Origin of the sequence: Microcoleus asticus IPMA8, assembly GCF_013179805.1 — a bacterium.
Lineage (GTDB): Bacteria > Cyanobacteriota > Cyanobacteriia > Cyanobacteriales > Microcoleaceae > Microcoleus > Microcoleus asticus.
The window spans coordinates 1-20,187 of sequence record NZ_SRRZ01000054.1; the positions used below are offsets into that span (position 1 = coordinate 1).

The 20,187-nt window shown below is 45.7% G+C and carries 14 protein-coding genes and 2 pseudogenes; 7 read left to right on the forward strand and 9 right to left on the reverse strand.

What is annotated here, in order from left to right; translation table 11 throughout:
• Positions 1-88: 88 nt before the first annotated feature.
• Positions 89-490 (reverse strand): annotated as a pseudogene (locus E5S67_RS15575) (hypothetical protein); the annotation flags it as partial.
• A 415-nt stretch (positions 491-905) separates the two neighbouring features.
• Positions 906-1,223 (reverse strand): annotated as a pseudogene (locus tag E5S67_RS15580) (transposase); the annotation flags it as partial.
• 965 nt (positions 1,224-2,188) lie between these two features.
• On the opposite strand from E5S67_RS15580, the gene E5S67_RS15585 reads away from it, so the two are divergent.
• From E5S67_RS15585 to E5S67_RS15595, 3 genes are all read left to right on the forward strand, one after another.
• Positions 2,189-2,539: a slr0373 family blue light stress response protein gene (locus tag E5S67_RS15585; protein ID WP_172188736.1), complete on the forward strand. Its 351-nt coding sequence runs from the start codon at positions 2,189-2,191 to the stop codon at positions 2,537-2,539.
• A gap of 107 nt (positions 2,540-2,646) precedes the next feature.
• Positions 2,647-4,167: a stress-responsive protein Ycf46 gene (gene ycf46 / locus E5S67_RS15590; protein WP_172188738.1), complete on the forward strand. Its 1,521-nt coding sequence runs from the start codon at positions 2,647-2,649 to the stop codon at positions 4,165-4,167.
• Positions 4,168-4,297: 130 nt separating this feature from the next.
• Positions 4,298-4,651 (forward strand): DUF1257 domain-containing protein, encoded by a 354-nt coding sequence (locus tag E5S67_RS15595; protein ID WP_006635781.1) that lies wholly within the window; start codon positions 4,298-4,300, stop codon positions 4,649-4,651.
• Positions 4,652-4,810: 159 nt separating this feature from the next.
• Here E5S67_RS15595 and E5S67_RS15600 read toward each other — a convergent pair whose 3' ends face one another.
• The 7 genes from E5S67_RS15600 to E5S67_RS15630 all read right to left on the reverse strand — a co-directional run bounded on the left by E5S67_RS15600 (position 4,811) and on the right by E5S67_RS15630 (position 12,205).
• Positions 4,811-6,061, reverse strand: coding sequence for a glycosyltransferase family 4 protein (locus E5S67_RS15600; protein ID WP_172188740.1), 1,251 nt, complete (start codon positions 6,059-6,061; stop codon positions 4,811-4,813).
• 571 nt (positions 6,062-6,632) lie between these two features.
• Positions 6,633-7,670 (reverse strand): glycosyltransferase family 2 protein, encoded by a 1,038-nt coding sequence (locus tag E5S67_RS15605; protein WP_172188782.1) that lies wholly within the window; start codon positions 7,668-7,670, stop codon positions 6,633-6,635.
• 29 nt (positions 7,671-7,699) lie between these two features.
• Positions 7,700-8,281 (reverse strand): serine O-acetyltransferase, encoded by a 582-nt coding sequence (locus E5S67_RS15610; RefSeq protein ID WP_172188742.1) that lies wholly within the window; start codon positions 8,279-8,281, stop codon positions 7,700-7,702.
• Between the two features lie 197 nt (positions 8,282-8,478).
• Positions 8,479-9,489: a glycosyltransferase family 2 protein gene (locus tag E5S67_RS15615; protein ID WP_172188744.1), complete on the reverse strand. Its 1,011-nt coding sequence runs from the start codon at positions 9,487-9,489 to the stop codon at positions 8,479-8,481.
• A 237-nt stretch (positions 9,490-9,726) separates the two neighbouring features.
• Positions 9,727-10,053 carry a glycosyltransferase gene (locus tag E5S67_RS15620; protein ID WP_172188746.1) on the reverse strand — a complete coding sequence of 109 codons (327 nt, stop codon included), beginning with the start codon at positions 10,051-10,053 and terminating at the stop codon, positions 9,727-9,729.
• 192 nt (positions 10,054-10,245) lie between these two features.
• Positions 10,246-10,821, reverse strand: a complete 576-nt coding sequence (locus E5S67_RS15625) for a glycosyltransferase (RefSeq protein WP_172188748.1) — start codon at positions 10,819-10,821, stop codon at positions 10,246-10,248.
• Positions 10,822-11,287: 466 nt separating this feature from the next.
• Positions 11,288-12,205, reverse strand: coding sequence for a histone deacetylase family protein (locus tag E5S67_RS15630; protein WP_172188750.1), 918 nt, complete (start codon positions 12,203-12,205; stop codon positions 11,288-11,290).
• 80 nt (positions 12,206-12,285) lie between these two features.
• On the opposite strand from E5S67_RS15630, the gene E5S67_RS15635 reads away from it, so the two are divergent.
• From E5S67_RS15635 to E5S67_RS15645, 4 genes are all read left to right on the forward strand, one after another.
• The gene (locus tag E5S67_RS15635) at positions 12,286-12,795 is read left to right on the forward strand and encodes a hypothetical protein (RefSeq protein ID WP_172188752.1); all 510 of its coding nucleotides are present in this window, start codon (positions 12,286-12,288) and stop codon (positions 12,793-12,795) included.
• 230 nt (positions 12,796-13,025) lie between these two features.
• The gene (locus E5S67_RS34035) at positions 13,026-13,151 is read left to right on the forward strand and encodes a hypothetical protein (protein ID WP_281363543.1); all 126 of its coding nucleotides are present in this window, start codon (positions 13,026-13,028) and stop codon (positions 13,149-13,151) included.
• 323 nt (positions 13,152-13,474) lie between these two features.
• Entirely contained in the window at positions 13,475-18,151 is a 4,677-nt protein-coding gene (locus E5S67_RS15640) for a response regulator (RefSeq protein WP_172188784.1), read from the forward strand.
• Positions 18,141-20,168 (forward strand): adenylate/guanylate cyclase domain-containing protein, encoded by a 2,028-nt coding sequence (locus tag E5S67_RS15645; protein WP_172188754.1) that lies wholly within the window; start codon positions 18,141-18,143, stop codon positions 20,166-20,168. Before E5S67_RS15640 ends, E5S67_RS15645 begins: the two co-directional genes overlap by 11 nt.
• The last annotated feature ends 19 nt before the right edge of the window (positions 20,169-20,187 follow it).

Genomic DNA, 20,187 nt, shown 5'->3' on the forward strand with positions numbered 1-20,187 from the left:
TGCAGTTGTAAGTTATTCATTTTTTATTGTCACAATCAAGTATTGCATATAATTGTATCATAGTCTTGATAATGATTTAGGATTGCTATAGTGGTCTTGATTTTCTTGTTAACCATTTTCGGCGAAAATGAGGCAATAATTCTTTAAATACTTTTTCCAATAAAATTGCTGGAAAAGTTAAAAATCTCAGCGATAATGCTTGTTGACTAATTTCAGACGGCTCACACCATAAAAATCCTTCTCTATTTAATAATCTAGTTAATTCTGTTACTCCGGCTACATTTCGCCATAAAAGACTTAATATTGCTGCCATCATTAATGGTAGTGTCAGAATCCTATCTCTTAAATTTAGTTGGCGATAAAAACTTTTTTGGGCAGCCATTGCTGGAATTAATAAATCTTCCAGGTGATTAGCAATCGCTTCATTTTCTATTTGGGGACTATTTTTTTTCTTTGCATGGTCTCGGTTGATTCTTTTTTTGCGAATCATAACTGGTTCAACTATGGCTCAACTGCTTGCCCTATAGATGTTGCAGCCTATTTTACATTTTTTTGTGTACCCCCTTGACAATTTGCACTTTTTCTTAACTTGTCACAAATGAGCATATTCTGCTTCAAATTCATCCCGTGGGATGAATTTTGCCATCATTACCCAACGGTTATCTAAGGCTAATTTTCCTCATTGGGGGAATTAAAAGCTTTCTGGTGTGGTGTCGAGGCGGTCAACTTTTCGGTACACGAGCGTCAACGGTAGTGCAAGGGTTTTGAGCTATTTTACTAGCTTATCTTGCACTCGACTCTCGATCGCGCGATCGTCAAAGACAGAAGGTCTCGGCTTTTTGCACTTTAGTCAGCAAGCCCTAATTAGGTTCGCACTAATCCGTTGTCAAAATTGAACGGCAGGGTGATGGGTCAAATGGCAGTTCATTGCTGTAGGTTGATTGACCGATAAAGTATTGCACATACGGGTTTTCGCGGATTTGTTCGACTCTTGGACGATGGCTAATTCCCAGTTTTTATTTGATAATTAATGCCCCCAATGCCATCAGAAAGGATTTGGCTGCTGCGCCCATAACTGTCGGGAATTTTTCAGCATCTTCTGATTCAAACTCTGACCACGGGATTAGTTGGGCCATCATTACCCAACGGTTGAAGGGTGACAACTTCCCTCCGAAGGGGAGTTCAAATGGGGGACTTGGGGCAAGCTCAAATTTTCGGTACAAGCTCGCAGATGGTGATGCATGGGTTTTGACCTATTTTAGCTGTTTTTCTGGCACTACTCTACTTTTTTCGGTCAGACAAGCCATAGAGTGTATACTTTTCCAATTTATTCAGCAAGCCCTAATTATGCCGGATAAAATATTTGATTATTTGGAAAAACATATTACTTGCAATTTCCCAGAAAGAGGCGAATTCCAGTTAACATCGTGTTTGGATGAATTGCGACAGTTCTAGGAAATTGCTGCTTATGTTGTGCAAGGGCGGTGTTTTGACACGGGATTGCCGGAGGTTCGCCGGCAAACGCTAATTGATTTCGCCATATCTGGTGGGCCGATCGGTTAATCACCCTTAAATTTGAGCATGACACCTCACAACTATCAAAAATGCCCATCTAAGCCTAATTTGGTGGCGCCGCGCGCCCCGACAGCGGATTTGTATCGGCAATGTCCTCACAAAAGTCTAACCGTAGGGTGCTTATTGCCACTGGGCTGGGTGGTTATTGCCAGCCCGCTCTGGAGTGAAATCAACCTGTTTGCGTCATTGTAGCCGTTGGGTATTGGCAATAGATATTATTTATTGCGAGTAGTCTATCTTATGAAGAAGATCTATCGATCGCCCGCTCTGACATTTCCAGCGCTTGGGGGACTTCTTCACCACTCATGAGCGGGCTGGGTGTTTATGGCGCACCTTACCCCAGATGGCGGCTCAAAGGATTTGTTGGTCTTAGTCCTATATCTGTATTGTTCATATTTATAGTTGGTCGATCGTCCTTGACGCTACCCCTACCTGCCACTGCACCGATGCCTCATCAGCTACACCCCTAACTTTTCCGTTGTTAACTGCCCTAGAGTCACGTCAAATGTAACGAGATATTACAAGATGACGCTAAAGCAGCATAGAGGCTTGACAGCAAAGAATGAAGCGGCTAATCTGATATACATACCCGGGTAAGTCAATTCACTGTCATATGCAAGAAAAGCAAAAAGTTACATTGTATCTTCCACCTGAACTGCATCGCCAGCTCAAAATCAGAGCCGCAGTCGAAACTGAACCGATGTCATCAATTGCAGAAAGGGCAATTGTCTTCTACCTAGGAAACCCCGAACTGGTTGACGAAGTGGAAGCCTCCTACGGACAAACCCATCGGGTATACAACTGTCCAGAATGCACGAGTTCAGTAGTAATGCGAGATGGAGAACTGGCATCCGTAACAAGTCAGCCGAGCGTATTGGCTGAGCAGGATCTTCCAGTAAAGCAGGTGTCCGGCGTCAGCGCCAGCACGGCTAAACCGGGAGAGGAAGAATTGGTTCCCTGCTAAGAATGCCTTGCTTCCCCAAAAAGCTAGAACTGAAATTTTCAGTAACAGAGCCAAGGGCAGCATTGAGATTCAGCAAAGATAGCACCGTCTCTAGTGGGTCGAGGACTATGCAAGAAGAGATCAGTATTCTAATCCAAGCTCAATATCCTCTGATCTACCTCGTGACATCCGAGGAAGAGCGGTGTGAGCAAGCAATTTCGACAATAGCTCAAGCCAAACCACAGCGACGAGTATTTATCTGGACTGTAACTCACGGCATTGTGGAGTACGGTCAACCCCGCACCACCACCCAGCACAACACCGTCTCGCCAGAGGCAGCAATTGAATGGGTGATCAGGCAGCGAGAACCCAACAGTAACGCTAGCATCTACATTTTCAAAGATCTCCATCCTTTTATAGATTCTCCTCCGGTAACGAGGTGGTTGCGCGATGCGATCGCCAACTTCAAAGGAACGCAAAAGACAATTATACTGATGTCTCCTTTGCAGCAAATTCCGATCGAGCTAGAAAAGGAAGTAGTGGTATTAGACTTCGCGCTCCCAGACATGAAGGAACTCAACCAAGTATTGTCTGGTCAGTTGGAGCAAACGAAATCGCGACGCATTACCACAGAAGCGCGAGAAAAACTTTTAAAAGCAGCCTTGGGATTGACCAAGGACGAAGCTGAAAAAGTTTATCGCAAAGCCCAAGTTTCTACGGGGCGCCTAACAGAAGAAGAAGTAGACATCGTTCTGTCGGAGAAAAAGCAATTAATTCGGCGCAACGGCATTCTAGAGTTCATTGAAGAAGACGAAACCCTGGATGCAGTCGGGGGTTTAGAAGAGCTCAAAAGGTGGCTCAGGCAGCGTTCCAACGCCTTTACTGAAAGGGCCAGAGAATACGGTCTGCCTCAACCAAAAGGGATGTTAATTCTCGGCGTACCGGGATGCGGAAAATCGCTGATTGCCAAGACCACCTCCCGCCTCTGGGGACTGCCCCTGCTGAGGCTAGATATGGGTAGAGTCTACGACGGATCGATGGTGGGTCGATCGGAAGCCAACCTCCGCAACGCCCTGAAAACCGCAGAATCCATCTCTCCAGCCATCCTCTTCATCGACGAACTAGACAAAGCCTTTGCAGGAGGCACTGGTTCTGCCGACTCAGACGGAGGCACTTCCAGCCGGATTTTCGGTTCCTTCCTCACTTGGATGCAAGAAAAGACTTCCCCAGTCTTCGTAATGGCAACAGCCAACCGAATCGAGCGGTTGCCGGGAGAATTCTTGAGGAAAGGCCGGTTCGACGAACTCTTCTTTGTTGACCTGCCTACCAAAGAAGAACGCCAAGATATATTTAAGATTCACCTCTCAAAGCGGCGTCGGGAAATTACTCGCTTCGATTTAGAGCAACTTTCCAATGTTTCCGACGGCTTTTCAGGTGCAGAGATTGAGCAAGCGCTAGTAGCAGCCATGTACGAAGCCTTCGCTCAAGATCGAGAGTTTACGCAGCTAGACATCATCGCGGCCATTAAATCCACAATGCCACTGTCTAAAACAATGACCGAACAGGTCACCGCCCTGCGAGATTGGGCTAGACAGCGTGCACGGCCCGCTGCGTCTTCCGTCGCTGAATACCAGCGAATGGAATTCTAAAAGCTTTCTCCTGGTCCAAACAGGAGCAAAGGCTAGCAACAGCTAGCAGTTCGATTGAAGAGCCGCCCAGCGGCACCGTTAAATCCAGACCGTTGTTGTTTCTCTCTCAGTTTTATTAGGAGGAAATCCAATGTCTCACTTTAGCACTCTGCGTACCAAAATCACCGATGCCGAAATCCTGAAAGCTTCCCTGCGCGACTTGGGCATTTCAGTCAAGTCAGAAGCTGATGTTCGTGGCTATAATGGTCAGCGCGTTCGCTCCGACATCGTGGCGATTCTGGAAGGCGAATATGACCTGGGTTGGTCTCGCAATAGCGATGGTTCCTTTGACCTGATTGCTGACCTCTGGGGCGTCGCCAAAAAGCACAATCAAACTGAGTTAATCAACTCCATCAACCAGAAGTACGCAGTTAACAAGACCTTGGCAGCAGTCAAGCAGCGCGGTTTGCAAAACGCCAACGTCAAGCTGGTAGTGCAAAATTAATCGGTCTGCGCGTTCCCAAGCTCGCGGGTTAACCAAACGGGTTAACCCGTTTTTAGCTAGCTAGGAAGTAGAGTGGGGTTTTTGGGTCGCCACATACTTTTTTAGCACCCCCAAGCAGCAGCTCTCAACGTGAGAGCTGCTGCTTTAATGGTCGGCTACCTAATGCTTCGGGCAAGGGTCGATCGTTTGTTGATAAATTTCAAGTATTCGATCGACTTTCCGTTCCCAATCAAAATGCTCCAGGACCCGCTCCCGTCCCGCACAAGCCATACTCTGTCGCAATTCGGGTGAATGAGCGAGCTTCAGCATCGCATCTGCCAGTCCCTGGACAAAGCCTTCTTTAGAAGCTGGTTCTACTAAAATACCGCAAGTGGAATCCATATAATCCGCTGGGCCGCCCCAGTTCGTCGCAATGACCGGCAGTCCCACGGCCATTGCTTCCAAAACCACGGCTCCCCCCGGCTCTCGCAAACTCGGCATCACCATTGCATCAGCTTGTTGCAGTTTGATAGCGCACTGTTCCTGAGACAGCCAGCCACTAAATATGACGCTATCATCGATCGCCAAACGAGCTGTTTGAGCTTCTAGTTCCTCTCGCATCTTCCCATCACCGATGATTTCCAAAACTGCATTGGTTTGAGCAACAACGGGTGCAAAGGCTTCTAGCAGTAAGTCTACACCCTTCCAGTCTACCAGCCTCCCCAAGAACACAAAATGAACTTGCGGGTTGGGTTCCTTAGATACGGTAGATTCCGATCGCCACACCGAGAAATCTACACCGTTTTCCACAAGTTCAATAATTTTACCCTGCACCCCAGCCGGAAGTGCCTGCTTCGTGCGATCGTTTGCCACTAAGACCGTCTCCGCTTTGATTTTACCAGGAAAAAGACGATTGAAGAAATCGACGCACTGGTAACCGATCGCGATTAAAAGATCGATGATCGGATTTTGGCGCGATCGAAAAGCCAGAGGAAATTTAACCGACGTGTTCATCGGCCCGATAACTACCGGCACTCCCAATCCGAACATTAACGAAGGAACTGTTGCCGAGACTGGTGTCGGTTCGTGTACAACATCAATCTGGTGTTCGCTCACCAGCCGCCGGACAATGCGACGCTGTAGGACTTGGGTGTAGAGGTGACTGAGCAGCCCAAAAGTAAATTCATTCACTCTTGCAGGGAGAAATAGCCCGCAATTGTTAAGCAGCCGGTGCAGCCAAGTGTCGGGTACAAAGTGCATTCGATCGCGGGCTTCTGGAAACAGCGCTGTGAGTTCTGCCTGGGTACGGGCGTGGACTACTAACCAGATCTCTTTTTGGCGCGATCGAAGTATCCTGAAGTAGTTCAGCGGCAGCAATGCCTCGCCGCCGAATTGAGTTGAGGCATTTTGACCAACAATTACAATTCGCATAAGTGGTTTTGAACCCAACTGCATTCACAGACACTTTAAACTAAAAACCTGTTTTTTCGCCAATCATTGATTTAATTCTGCATAAACTGGATAGCTTAAAACCTGAGCTAAAAAGCCATTACTTTTGCCTTTAATTGCCAGCAGCTTTTCCACTAAGTAAAGTATTTATTTTGTTCGCTTTGAACTTTACAAATAATGTTTTTGTGTTCTTTTAACTTTGACAGGGCGTTTTATTTTTTTCCTGGGTAATAAGAGTTGCATCTACGAGTTTGCTAATTGCTTGGAAAAATTTGTAACATACTAAAGGTACAGATGCCGCCTCGGGGTTGCACTGCTCTATAATTAATAAAACTTTTAATTGTGGGTTGTTTATTCGTTGGAAGCCTTTGTTTATAAATCGATATTTGTAAGTTGAGTTTTGCAGAAATTACTCGATAGGCTGCGTTTTTTTTTGAGGTGCGGGCGTCGGCTGTAGAGGTTGGGGAGAATACCCGCCTCTACACCAACACCGGATTCGGGAGTACAGGGGAGTAGTTGCAGAAAAAAACAAGTTAAGTTGAGGATTGCTGACCTACTTAGTAGACTTAGCACTAATTCTAACTTGCTCAATTGATGGGTTTGATGTCTTGTATTCGATCAAGTTGCTGCGCTGTCCGAGCAAGCGGCGCTGGTGAAACTGAATCTGACCCTGCAACTGGGGAAATCTCCCGATCGCGCAAGATATAGCATAAAGCGCAGCATCCTTGGCTGGCAAATTCCGTTGCTGCTGCATCTGGCGGTAAATTCGGTAAGTAAGTACCGGGTAGCCGGCCAGCAACCACAGGCTCCACCCGTGGGTTAACCAGGCTGTACCCAATGCTAGCGCTGGCAAAACGAATCCCCAGAACCAGATGCGGAGCGTGTCTTTGACCCAGTGGCGTTCCGGGGTGTTGCCGTGCAGCCAGGAACCTTCGGCGTAGGCGTGACCGGCTCTTTGAGAGCGCTTCCACCACTGCTCAAAACGAGTCATTTGGGCGTCGTGCAGGGTCATTTCTGCATCTAAGCGCTCGATTTTCCAACCGTTTTGGCGCAGTCGCACGCAGAGTTCCGGTTCTTCGCCGGCAATGAGTGCGGGGTTGAAACCGCCGACTTGCTCGAATGCTTTGACTCGCATCATGGAGTCGCCTCCGCAAGCTTTGGCTTCGCCGACAGGCGTGTCCCACTCGATGTCGCACAGTCGGTTGTATGGTGTGGCGTTGGGAAATCTTTCGCGTCGGCGCCCGCACACTACGGCTACGTCGGGTTTGGCGGCGAGTTCTTCCTGGGCTTTATCGAGCCAGCCGTCAACTATTTCGCAGTCGCCGTCTACAAATTGGACAAATTCAATGTCGGGAGCTAATTGCAGCAAGCGGGCAAAGCCTTCATTTCTGGCGCGTGCTGCGGTAAAAGGTGTAGATAGGTCGAGTTCTACTGTATCCGCTCCGATCGATCCGGCTAATTCCAAGCTACCGTCTGTTGAGCCAGAATCGACATAAACCACCAGAGCTACTTGGACTCTCGCTGATTGCAAGCACGCTCGGAGGCGATCGCCTTCATTGCGTCCGATCGCCACCAATCCAACTTTGTGCAATTGAGACATAATCTATGCTATCTAATAATTTAAGTATTTTTGTCTGGAATTTTTTTCGTTGCAATCATCTTCGCCGGAATGCCAACGGCAGTTTGACCGGCAGGAATGTCTGATAAAACTACGGCGTTTGCTCCGATATTTACGTCGTCTCCCAGGTTTACTTTTCCGAGGATTTTTGCACCAGCGCCGACGTTAACCCGATCACCCAATTGAGGAGATTCTAGCGGCTTGTCCAAGTAGCGATTTCCCAGGGTTACGCCTTGGCGGATAATGCAGTCATCGCCGATCGTGCAATATCCGTGAATAATAATAGCGCCTTGGTGTTCGATCACCACGCGGCGACCTAGCTTTACAGTGTAAGGCAAATCTATGCCGTAGGTGTTGCGAACTTTTCGGTATAGCGATCGGTAAAGAATGCTCAAAGGAGCGCGAAGTAATTTCGGTTCAACTTGCATTCTCCAAGCACCAAAGCGCTGAACAGCTACGGCCCTAAATCCCGGCTTCGTCCAATCGCGACCGTGAGCGATCCAATCTTCTTGAATCTGTTCCCACAATCCTAGTGCAGGAGCTTCAACTTGATTTTCACTTATTAAGTCCGTCTGCGTTACCATAAGCTTTTCTCAACACTCTGTCTGGTGGTTTTAGCTGTTTCTTGCTCCCGACAATAATCGGCTGTTTTTGAGATTTTCAATGTCGGATGCACGAGTTTATTTTATGAGGAATACCAAGCTTTTTGCTCTCTCAGGGAATGATTTACTGGCCATATTTAACACGGTCGATCGAGCTGAGACTTGTTTGCAAAAATCCTTTAAAAAATTTTCGATTCTTCTATCGAACCTCCTTTGAAAAATACACTATTGAGCAAGAAATCCTGGAGGTAGTTTGGCGGGTCGTTGTCTGGCTTGTTTTGTACGGCGCGGCGCACCCGGAACGCAGCAAAACCCGAAGCCCAGCAGATATCAGTTAAGGCGGCGTAAAGAAAACCATAGTTTTTGATAAAGTACCGCCGCCGGGAATCAAACCAATACTGGGGCATTCGCTTGCGGGCGGCTTTGGTGTCGGTGACGCCCGAGCTTTGACCGACTAAGTGGACAACGCGACTTTCAGGTACATACCAGCAACTCCAGCCAGCTTTGTTTGCTTGCAGGCAAAAGTCCATTTCTTCGCAGTACATGAAATAAGCTTCATCGATCAAGCCAACCTGTTCAAATACTTCGCGGCGGACGATCATGCTGGCTCCAGCCACCCAATCAGTTTGGCAGATTTCTTGAGAAATCGGAGGGACGGCGACCCTGTTTTTCAATAACTTCGACACAGGGCCAAGACGCCAGCCGAAATCGAGTTCGGTCAAAATGTTGTGAAACCGAAAAGCTGACTCTTGGGGCGTGCCGTCGGGGTTCTCTAAGCGGCTGCCGGCGATTCCTGCTTCGGGATGAGTATCCATGAAATCGACGAGAGCTTTCAATGCGCCGGGGCGAACTACAGTGTCTGGGTTGAGCAGCAGGAAGTAAGGGGGGGGATTGGGCGATTGCAGTACGGGACGGATCAAGGCATTGTTGCCGAAGGCGAAGCCGCCGTTGCGGTCTAGGGGCACGAAGGATGCCCATTCGCTCCAGCCTTCTGCGGCGATGGCTGCGGCAATTTCTGCGACTGAGGTATCGCCTGAAGCGTTGTCGGCAATTGCAACGCGGGTATTTGGGAGCGATCTAATTTCGTCGACTAGAGAGTGCAAGCAGTCGATTGTCAGGCGGGGCGTCCTGTAATTAACAATGACTACGAGTAAGGAGTACGGCTGACTAGACGCACTTGCATTCGACATAAGGGCAATACTCTTTATGAACTTTTTTAGCTCAGCTTGTGGTTTTTGACAAGTCTAGGGCGATCGCTATTTTATCTCCGCCTCTACTTTAGCACCAGTCAAGGGACGTGCAGTAGATTTTGCAGTAGGGCATCAAAATTTTCGGCACGGACTGGAACACCCTGCCACCAACCGAACCCTCAACAAGATACAAAAACTCAAATTGAAAGTTGCACTCTCTAAAGTCACGAGCTAAATTCAAACTTTGGATGACTGCAACATCCTCAATAAAAGCTGCCACCGCGAACGGTGCATTTCTTGGTGCGTCATGCTGTGAGCCTGCTGGAGAGATGCCTTGCCCATACTTTGAAGCTGAGGCAAGTTTTGCCCCGACCATTCGATCGAATCTGCTAAGGCTACAGCGTCGTTAGAATTAACAATTACACCAGTTTTATGGTTGTGGATGCAGTCGCGCAGTCTGTCTGTGTTACTTGCGAGTATCGGTACGACTTGGGAATAAGCATCGTCGTAAACAATCCGGGGCGTTGCTGATTTAGGGTAGGAAAGGCTAAATATGCCAGTCATAGAAACCAGTATCCACAAAGCTTCTGGATTTTCAACTTATTTTTTTCATACCCTGATTAAGCAACGCCCAATCCGGGGCTGATCCTCTGAAAGACTGGGAACTACAATAGCGTGATATTCTTGCAGCAACCGAAATAATTCTTTGCCGTAAGCAATCGTTCCCAAAATTTGGATATTAACCGACTTTTGCAGTTAATTGCTAAGTCTTTTGCATTCGCTTAACAGTGTGCCATCGCCGAGTATATCGAGATTGACAGCAATGTTTTTCTTCTCCAAAATTTTTATTTCTTCTAACAGAACTAACACACTTTTACTGGACTCCACTCGACCAACCAATAGAAGTTTCTGTTTTTGGGTTGAGGGGGATAGCTTTTTGTGCCATATTTCCTCTACATCGGCTTCAGAAATGATATTTTCTTCATCTATCCAAGAAGCGTGGATGACGTGACCTCGTTCTTGTCGCTTTGTCAGTAAACTCTGCTGGTATTGCGATTGTCTGAAGATTGTCAGGTTAGCATTATTTACGCACCAGCGATTCACTATTTCTGATACGTAAGCGATGATTCTGTCTTTTATTTTTATGGTTGTGCCTGGTGCCAGACGCCACGGTGCGGACTCGACTACGAGTACGTAGAATTTTCCCTGAATCAGGGCTATTGGTGCCGCTAACCACCCCGTAGGAATGGGCCAGCCTGCTACGCAACTATGTACAATATCTGCTTTGCCGATCGCACCCCAAAGTTTAGCAACTGTAGCAGGCAGCGTCAATATTGCCTCCGGGTAGCTGTTTGGGGAGGGAAGGTCGATGAATTCAACGTTAGAAAACGATGGTTCGCGGGTGACGAGAATTGCATTTCCTGGGGATGTTTCTTGTTGGCATAAAGTTGCTAAGGTGAAGTTTTTAAGATACCTGAAGTGTTCCGTTATGTCTTTTTTTTTCCACAGCGGATCGAGATACCTGTCACCTTTTTCATCGCAGGTGGATCAGGCGTTAATGACCATCAAATAACGCTTGTTAATAGGTCCTATAAACTCTAAATTCTGTGTTTTTCCTAGTCTGAGTTGTTTGAATTAACTTGCATACGTGACATCCTATTTATTGATTAAACGCTAGTCTATAATGAACTATAAATTGTCTGGCTCCAAAATTTGTGCGATCGCTCGCGCTGTCTGCCGTTCATTTATGTGGTATTAACTAAATTTATCTAGATTTTTGTCGCATAATTTACCAATCTTAAAGTTTATATTGCCTGTAGGCTTGACTTGCAGCTCGGTGCAGCAGCGAATGCCGGTAAACTAACCCATTCATGTCGTCGGAATAGCCACCGCCAATAACGCAGGCAACGGGATAGCCGCCAGCCAAACACGCAGTCAAAACTTGCATTTCCCGGCGAAATAAGCCCGTATCCGTTAAAGCTAATTTTCCCAGTTTGTCGCAGTGATGAGGGTCTACTCCGGCATCGTACAAAACTAAATCTGGCTTGACATTTGAAAGCAAATCTGGTAAGAATTTATCCAATGTTTGTAAATATTCGTCGTCTTCCATACCAACAGGCAAAGGTACATCTAAATCGCCTTTTTGTTTAGTGCCGGGAAAATTGACTTCGCAGTGCATCGAGAAAGTAAAAACGCTGCTGTCATCTTGGAAAATTACAGCGGTTCCATCTCCTTGATGCACGTCTAAATCGACAATTAAAACTTTGCGAACTAAACCCAATTGTTGGAGGACGCGGGAGGCGATCGCCAAATCATTAAAAATACAAAAACCAGATCCAAAAGCAGGAAAGGCATGATGAGTTCCCCCCGCCGTATTGCAAGCCAAACCGCATTTTAAAGCGAGCTGGGCAGTTAGTACCGTTCCTGCAATCGCAGTGCAAGTGCGATTAGCAAGAGCCCGACTCCAAGGCAGACCAATTCGCCGCTGAGCTTTGTCATCGAGCGTCCCGTTGCAGTAAGCTTGAACGTAGGGGTGGTCGTGGACTAATTCAATCCATTCTTGAGGCGGAAGTTCGGGAGCGTGAAATTGCGATTTATCTGCTACCCCGTCCGCGAGCAGCATATGGTAAAGTATCCGAAACTTTGCCATCGGGAAGCGGTGATCCGGTGGCAGGGGTGCCACGTAATTTTCGTGGTAAATAATTGGTAAGTCCATTAAGATTATTGTAGAACGAATGAATCTCCAATGGAAAGCCTGCAATCTCAAATTTAAATGTTTAGGAGAACCTGTATTATATGCAACCATTAAAAACAGTCTGGCAGTCCGGCAGCACCGACCCCGAAAATGCTGACAATCTCGATAATATCAGTGAGTGGTGGGGAAACCTCAACGGCAAAGAAATTAGCTGGGTAGAGCGACTGATTCCGCAAATCGGCGGTCTCAGCGAAATTCACTGGCAACCCCAGCGTTTTGACGAAACATTTGTGATAGTCAATCCCCAAATTCGCGAAGAAACTCTCTATTGGTACAAAGCCGATTTTCCTGTCCAACGTAACAACAATGTTCAAAAACTCGAACTAGACAACCTGCAACAGCAATTGTACATCTATCCTCAGTTGGAATCCGAATTGGTAATTCGCATAGGATTTCCAGAAGTTAAATATCAAACACTTGAATTAAATAATCCAGAAATCGCCTTTAGGGAAGATAATATTCTACTGCTGTGGGAGGCCGATCAAGAACTGGAAATTAAAATCTTCCTCACCAATGAAAATATTGCAAAACTTAAGGAATTGCTTGCGTAGAAAAGACCTATAAAAGAATTTATACGGCAGGCTTTGCATGCGGGTTGATGGATCTATAGTCTTAGTTACCTATAAATATCTTAAGACTTATGGGCAGATGCGTCGAAACCGTTTTTTTTCACAGCAATACTTCGTTGCAGGTCGGGGCAAGAGTAAAAAACCCGGTTTCTTCGCCTCGGGGTGCGTCCAGGTGTGTATCTTTGCTAAAACTCTTTGAAGGTGGCAGAAAAATGTCAAGAAGCTTGCGTTATGCTCCTGGGAATTTTAATGCTAAAGTCAAGCAAAAAACTGTTGCGGGCGCATCAACGGGGTTTTATGCACAAAAATACTTCGCCGCAGCCCTTGAACAGAGTTAAAAAATCCGGTTTCTTTGGTCGGGAGTGCCTCAGTCATGACTTTTTTTCGGCATAGTTAATTCTTGCAGCGAATGATGAGGTTTATTTTTGCAATAAAAGATGACCAAAATGCGGCTAATTTGAGTTGCGAACTTAAGACAAGCAGGCAAAAAGTTGGACGTAGATAAAATGCGTTATTCGATGGGCTAATATCTAAAATTAATCCTATGTTTGCGAAAATTAACAAGGTTTTATGAATGATTGTCCCTGGAAGAGCATCACTAAATTTATTAAATCATTAATCTGCTGCTAACACTAAAAAAATCATAATGGCAAGACAAAAAATGTTGATAGAAAAACAAAATATTCACATTTTAATTATTGACGATGAGCCCAACAACCTCCGATTTATATCAAATATCTTGACGAAAGAAGGGTATAAAGTTCAGCGGGCGATTTCTGGACAAATGGCGGTAAAGGCTAAGTTTAGCGTTCTCCCAGACTTGATTTTGCTAGATATTGCCATGCCCAAAATGAACGGCTACGAAGTCTGCGAAAGACTGAAGGCTAACAAAGAGACTCGGGAAATTCCGGTAATTTTCTTGAGCATTTTTAATGAAACTTCTTACAAAGTCAAAGCTTTTGAAGTCGGCGGTGTTGACTACATTACTAAGCCTTTTGAAGTAGAAGAAATTTTAGTGCGGATCGAAAGTCAATTGACTATCCAACAGCTATCGAAACAATTAAAACAGCAAAATGCCCAACTGCAACGAGAGGTAGAATTTCGCAAGCATACAGAACAAGCACTCCGGGAAAGCAAAGCGCAGTTGCAAAAATTGGCTGTCAATATACCAGGGGTTATTTATCAATTTATAAAGAAGGCAGAGGGAAGTTTTAAATTTGAATATATCAGTTATGCTTGTCGGGAAATTTACGAATTAGAGAGTGAGGATATCTTAATAAATCCTGACTTGTGCTTCGATCAAAATCATCCAGACGACCGTCAATATCTGGAAGAAAAACTTGCCGCTAGTGCTCGAAGTTTAGAACCTTTTGCCTTTGAATGGCGGATTGTTACGCCGTCGGGTCAACTCAAATGGCTGCAATCTAATTCTCGACCCGAAATGCGCGATAATGGCGACATTGTTTGGTATGGCGTACTTTTTAATATCAGCGATCGCAAGCAAGCAGAAATAGAAATGGCAGGAGCTAAAGCAGCTTTAGAACGGCAAGTTCAGCGAGAATTGCTGATTGCAAAAATAACTAAAGAAATTCGCTCAAGTTTGCAGCCCGAAAAAATATTTCAAATAGCTGCAACTCAAATTGGTCTGGCATTCTGCGTCAATCGCTGTTTGATTCATACTTACGTTACTACCCCCCAAGTCGATATTCCTCTGGCGGCTGAGTATCTCGAACCCGCGTGCGAATCTATTTGGAACGTACCCATTCCAATTTGGGGCAATCCTCACGTCGTACAAATGATGATACAAGATGTGGCGATCGCCTCCAACAATGTTTATTTAGACCCTCTTTTGCAAGCTGTTCAACCACTTTGCCACAAGGTTGGGTTGAAATCAATGCTGGCAATTCGCACTTCCTATCAAGGCAGGGCAAACGGCGCTATCTGCTTGCACCAGTGCGATCGCTACCGGGAATGGACTTGCGATGAAATCGACTTGTTAGAAGCTGTGGCGGCTCAAGTAGGGATTGCGATCGCTCAAGCTAAACTGATCGATCGAGAAAAAAATCGGCTTTTGCAGCTCGATCGCCAAAATAAACTGCTGCAAGCAGAAATTCGCACCCGCATCTGCGCTGAGCAAGCTCTGCAAGAATCTGAAGCAGAATTGCGGGCTATTTTTGCCGCCATGACTGACACAGTTTTAGTGAGAAATGCAGAAGGGCGCTGCATCAAAATCGCCCCGACCGGAACGGCGAATTTGGTGAAACCTCCAAACGAAATGATTAACAGAACTGCTCACGAAGTCTTGCCGGAACCTGTGGCAGATTTGGTATTAAATGCCATCCAACAAGTTCTGAAAACGAAGCAAAGTATCAATGTTGAATATAGCTTTACAGTCGGAAATCGCGAAGTTTGCCTCGACGCTAAAATTTCTCCGCTTTCTCCAGAATCAGTGATTATCGTAGCGCGAGATATTAGCGACCGCAAACAAACAGAATCTGCACTCCGAGAAAGCCAGCACTTCATTCAGGCGATCGCCGATTCCAATCCCAACCTATTGTACGTTTACGATTTAATTGAACGGCGCAATGTCTACAGCAACCGACAAATTGCGGCGATACTAGGGTACAGCGCCCAAGAAATACAAGACATGGGTACAGCAATGATGTCAACACTGCTCAACCCGGACGATTTGCCAAAGTATTTTCAAAGCGTCCAAAAACTGGAGCGAGCCAAAGACGGCGATGTCATTGAATGTCAATACCGGATGAGGCACAAAAACGGTGAATGGCGCTGGATGCACAGTTGGGATACAGTATTTCTCAGAACAAGTGATGGTAAACCCAAACAAGTTCTCGGCACCGCTAATGACATCACAGACCGCAAATTAGCCGAAGAGAAACTGCTAGCATCGCAGCAAAGAATCTCATTTTTATTGCAGCAAACGCCGATCGCAGTTATCGAGTTAAACCTCAATTTAGAAATTATCACTTGGAATCCCGCGGCCGTTGCTATTTTTGGCTACAGCGAGCAAGAAGCGAAAGGGAGAGTCGCCTCCGATTTGATCGTACCTGAAAGCTACCACCAGCAAGTATCTGAGATTTTCAATCACGGCTTGAACGCCAAATCCAGCGGCACTTCCGAAAATCTGACCAAAGACGGCAGAATTATCATCTGCGAGTGGTACAATACTCAGCTAATTGACGATAACGGTACAGCGATCGGCATTGCTTTAATGGCTGTAGATATTACCGAACGCAAGCAAGCAGAAACCGAACTGCAAGAAAGTGCTTTACGACAAAGAGCGATCGCCCGCATCATTGAAAGAATGCGGCAGACTTTAGATATCCGAGACATTTTTTACGCCACAACCCGAGAATTGCGCGAAACCATGAAGTGCGATCGAGTCGCAATTTACCGTTTCAATCCAGACTGGAGCGGCGAATTTGTAGCCGAATCCCTTGACCGCAAGTGGGTTTCTTTCATCCAAGCACAGGAATTCGATTCTAGCCTTACTGAATGCGTTTTAGACAACGAACTTTGCGTAGTCAAAAAATTAGATAGAACTTTACAAGAAGTCCACGATACCTATTTGCAAGAAACCAAAGGCGGAGTCTACAGCCGAGGTAGAACTTACCTTTGTGTCCCAGATATTTACAAGCAAGGCTTCGATAATTGTTACATCAAATTGCTAGAAAAATTTCAAGCTCAATCCTACGTTATTGTGCCGATTTTCTGCGGCAAAAAGCTCTGGGGATTACTAGCCTCTTATCAAAATTCAGCTCCCCGCCAGTGGACCGAGGCGGAAATCAACGTTGCAGTTGATGTAGGCACTCAGCTAGGAGTTGCATTACAGCAAGCGGAATTGCTTGCCCGGACTCAAAGGCAGTCAATGGAACTGATTAAATCCAAAGAAAACGCCGAAGTTGCCAACCGTGCCAAAAGCCAATTTCTCGCTTCCATGAGCCACGAACTCCGCACGCCTCTCAACGCCATTCTCGGTTTTTCCCAAGTCATGGCTCGCAACAGTTCTATCACGGAAGAACAAAAAGAATACATAGAAATTATCAACCGCAGCGGCGAACATTTGCTGGAACTTATCAATGATGTTTTGTCAATGTCTCAAATAGAAGCAGGTCAAATTACAATTAATGAAAATCGCTTCAATCTCTACAGGCTTCTCAACAGTATAAAAGAAATGCTGCAACTAAAAGCCCACTCAAAAGGTTTGCACCTCATATTTGAAAATATCGGCGATTTGCCGCAGTACATTCAAACAGACGAAGCTAAATTGCGACAAGTTTTAATTAACCTGCTCGGCAATGCGATTAAATTTACTCAGCACGGAACAGTTACTTTGCGCGTCAGCAGCCAAGCTGAAAATAACGCCACCGAAGAAAACAAATCCCAATTGTATTTTGAAATTGCCGACACGGGTCCCGGCATTTCTCCCTCGGAAATATCCACATTATTTAAGCCATTCGTACAAACCGAAACTGGTCGAAAATCAATGCAGGGAACTGGTCTCGGATTGCCGATCAGCCAACAGTTTGTCCGGATTATGGGAGGTGATATTGCTGTTGAAAGTCAACTCGACCAAGGCACAACTTTCAGCTTTAATATCTCGGTTAACTTAGTAACAGAAAGCGATCGACAAGAAAAATTGGCCGTCAAACAAGTTATTGCTTTAGAAGCCGGACAACAAACTTATCGGATATTAATAGTTGAAGATGTAGCGGAAAATCGCCAACTGCTGCTTAAGCTCCTCGTACCGCTGGGGTTTGAAGTCCGCGAAGCAACTAACGGTCAAGAAGGAATTGCTTTGCAGTTAACTTGGAAGCCGCACCTGATATTAATGGATATGCTGATGCCAGTAATGGATGGGTACGAAGCGACAAGACAGATCAAGCAAACTCTAGAAGGTAGACAAACAATAATTATTGCCCTGACTGCCAGTGCTTTTGACGAGCAGCGGCAGATGATTTTGTCTGCTGGTTGTAACGATTTGATCTGTAAACCGTTTCGGGAAGAGGTACTCTTTGAAAAGATAGCGCATCACCTGAACCTGCGTTATATTTATGAGGAAGAAAACTCCTCTACTTCTTTTTCATCAGGGACGCTACTTAAAAGTTTGACCGCTGAGGATTTGAGTGTAATGCCCACAGACTGGGTTGTCGAGTTGCACCGAGCAGCACTTTGCGTTGACGACAACCGCATCCTCGAACTCATCGAGCAAATTCCCGAAACTGAGGCAAATCTCGCTAACACTTTAACAGATTTAGTCGATAATTTTCGGATAGATATCATTATCGATTTAACTCAATTATATTATGATGAATGATTATCCATTGCCAGCGACTCCTAAAGACATTTTGATCGTTGACGATATGCCGGACAACTTGCGACTTTTATCCACTATGCTGACATCTTACGGGTATCATGTCAGGAAAGCTATTAACGGACAACTGGCTCTGCAAGGGGCGCAAATATCCCCTCCCGATCTAATTTTACTAGATATAAATATGCCCAAAATGAACGGGTATGAAGTTTGTGAGCAGTTAAAGTTAAACGAAAAAACTAAAGATATTCCGGTAATTTTTATTAGTGCGCTAAATGACGTGCTGGAAAAAGTTAAAGCTTTTCAAGTAGGAGGAATAGATTATATTACTAAGCCGTTTCAAGTAGAAGAAGTCTTGGCCCGCGTCGAAAACCAACTTTCCCTTCGTTCGCTGCAATCGAAACTGCAACAGCAAGCTAGAGAACTGCACGATCGCAATTCTAGATTGCATGAAGAAATCGCAGAACGGCAGCGGGCTGAAGAATCAATCAGGTTTTTGCTGGAAACTACGCGGGCGATCGGCGAAGCTGTAGACTTTCACTCAGCTTTAGAAGTAATTCTGCACCAAGTTGGCGAAACCATCGGATGGGATGTAGGAGAAGCTTGGATTCCCGATGCAGAAGGAACTTTTCTGCAATCTGCCCGGGGCTGGTATGCGAGCAGCGCCAGCTTGGAATCGTTCCGCAGCAAAAGCGAACAACTGACATTTCCTATGAATGTAGGGCTGCCGGGACGAGTTTGGGCATCCAAAAAACCCGAATGGGTAGAAGATGTTTCCAGGGGCTACCCGGATTTTTGCCGAAGTCAAATAGCACTAGAACTCGGATTCAAAGCGGGTTTTGGCGTACCGATTTTGATAGGCGATGAAGTATTGGCAGTGCTCGTTTTTTTTAAAGTTTCGTCTTCTCGCAAAGACGCGCAATTTATAGACATTTTTAATGCGGTCGGCACTCAATTAGGTTCTTTAATTCAGCGCAAACAAGCAGAAGAATTGCTGCGCATTACTCAAGAAAAATATCACAGCATTGTAGAAAATGCGATGGAAGGAATTTTTCAAAGTACACCTTCAGGACGCTATCTCAGCGCTAATCCAGCTTTGGCAAAATTGTACGGTTACGACTCGCCAGAAGAACTGATGTCCGAGATTAAAAATATTGCTCAGCAACTGTACGTTGACCCGGAACGCCGCCTCGAATTCGTGGCTGCTATGGATGCTGAAAATGCCGTTTTGGGGTTTGAATCTATGGTATGCCGCAAAGACGGGAGCTGGATTTGGGTGTCAGAAAATGTCCGGGCTGTTCGGGATTCAAAAGGTGAGATTATCTACTATGAGGGTACTGTTTCTGACATTACAGAGCGGAAATTAGCGCAAGAAGAGCTGAAAATTCAACAGGAACAAAGCGAGAAGTTGCTGTTAAATATTTTACCCAAACCAATAGCAGAACGCTTGAAGGCTGAGCAAACTACAATTGCTGACAGTTTTGCCGAAGTAAGTGTTTTATTTGCGGATATTGTGGGCTTTACTGAACTGTCGGCGAGAATGTCTCCCACGGAGTTGGTAAAGCGATTGAACGTAATTTTTTCCCATTTCGACCAGTTAGCTGAAAAGTACGGTGTGGAGAAAATTAAAACTATTGGCGATGCTTACATGGTAGTCGGGGGATTGCCTACGCCGAGACATGACCACGCCGAGGCGATCGCCCAAATGGCCCTGGGAATGCAGGCACAAATAGCAAAGTTGTCCGCCGAGACAGGGGAAAAACTGGCAATTCGCGTCGGCATCAATTCCGGGCCGGTAGTTGCGGGAGTAATTGGTGTGAGCAAGTTCACCTATGATTTGTGGGGAGATACGGTGAATGTGGCGGCGAGGATGGAAGCTACGGGTTTTGCAGGCAGGATTCAAGTTACTGATGTTACTTATAAGCTTTTGAAAGATAAGTATTTGTTTGAGAGGCGAGGCGTGATTCCGGTAAAAGGTAAGGGGGATATGATGACTTATTGGTTGCTACAAAACAAGTAAAAATGGGAATTGGGAATGG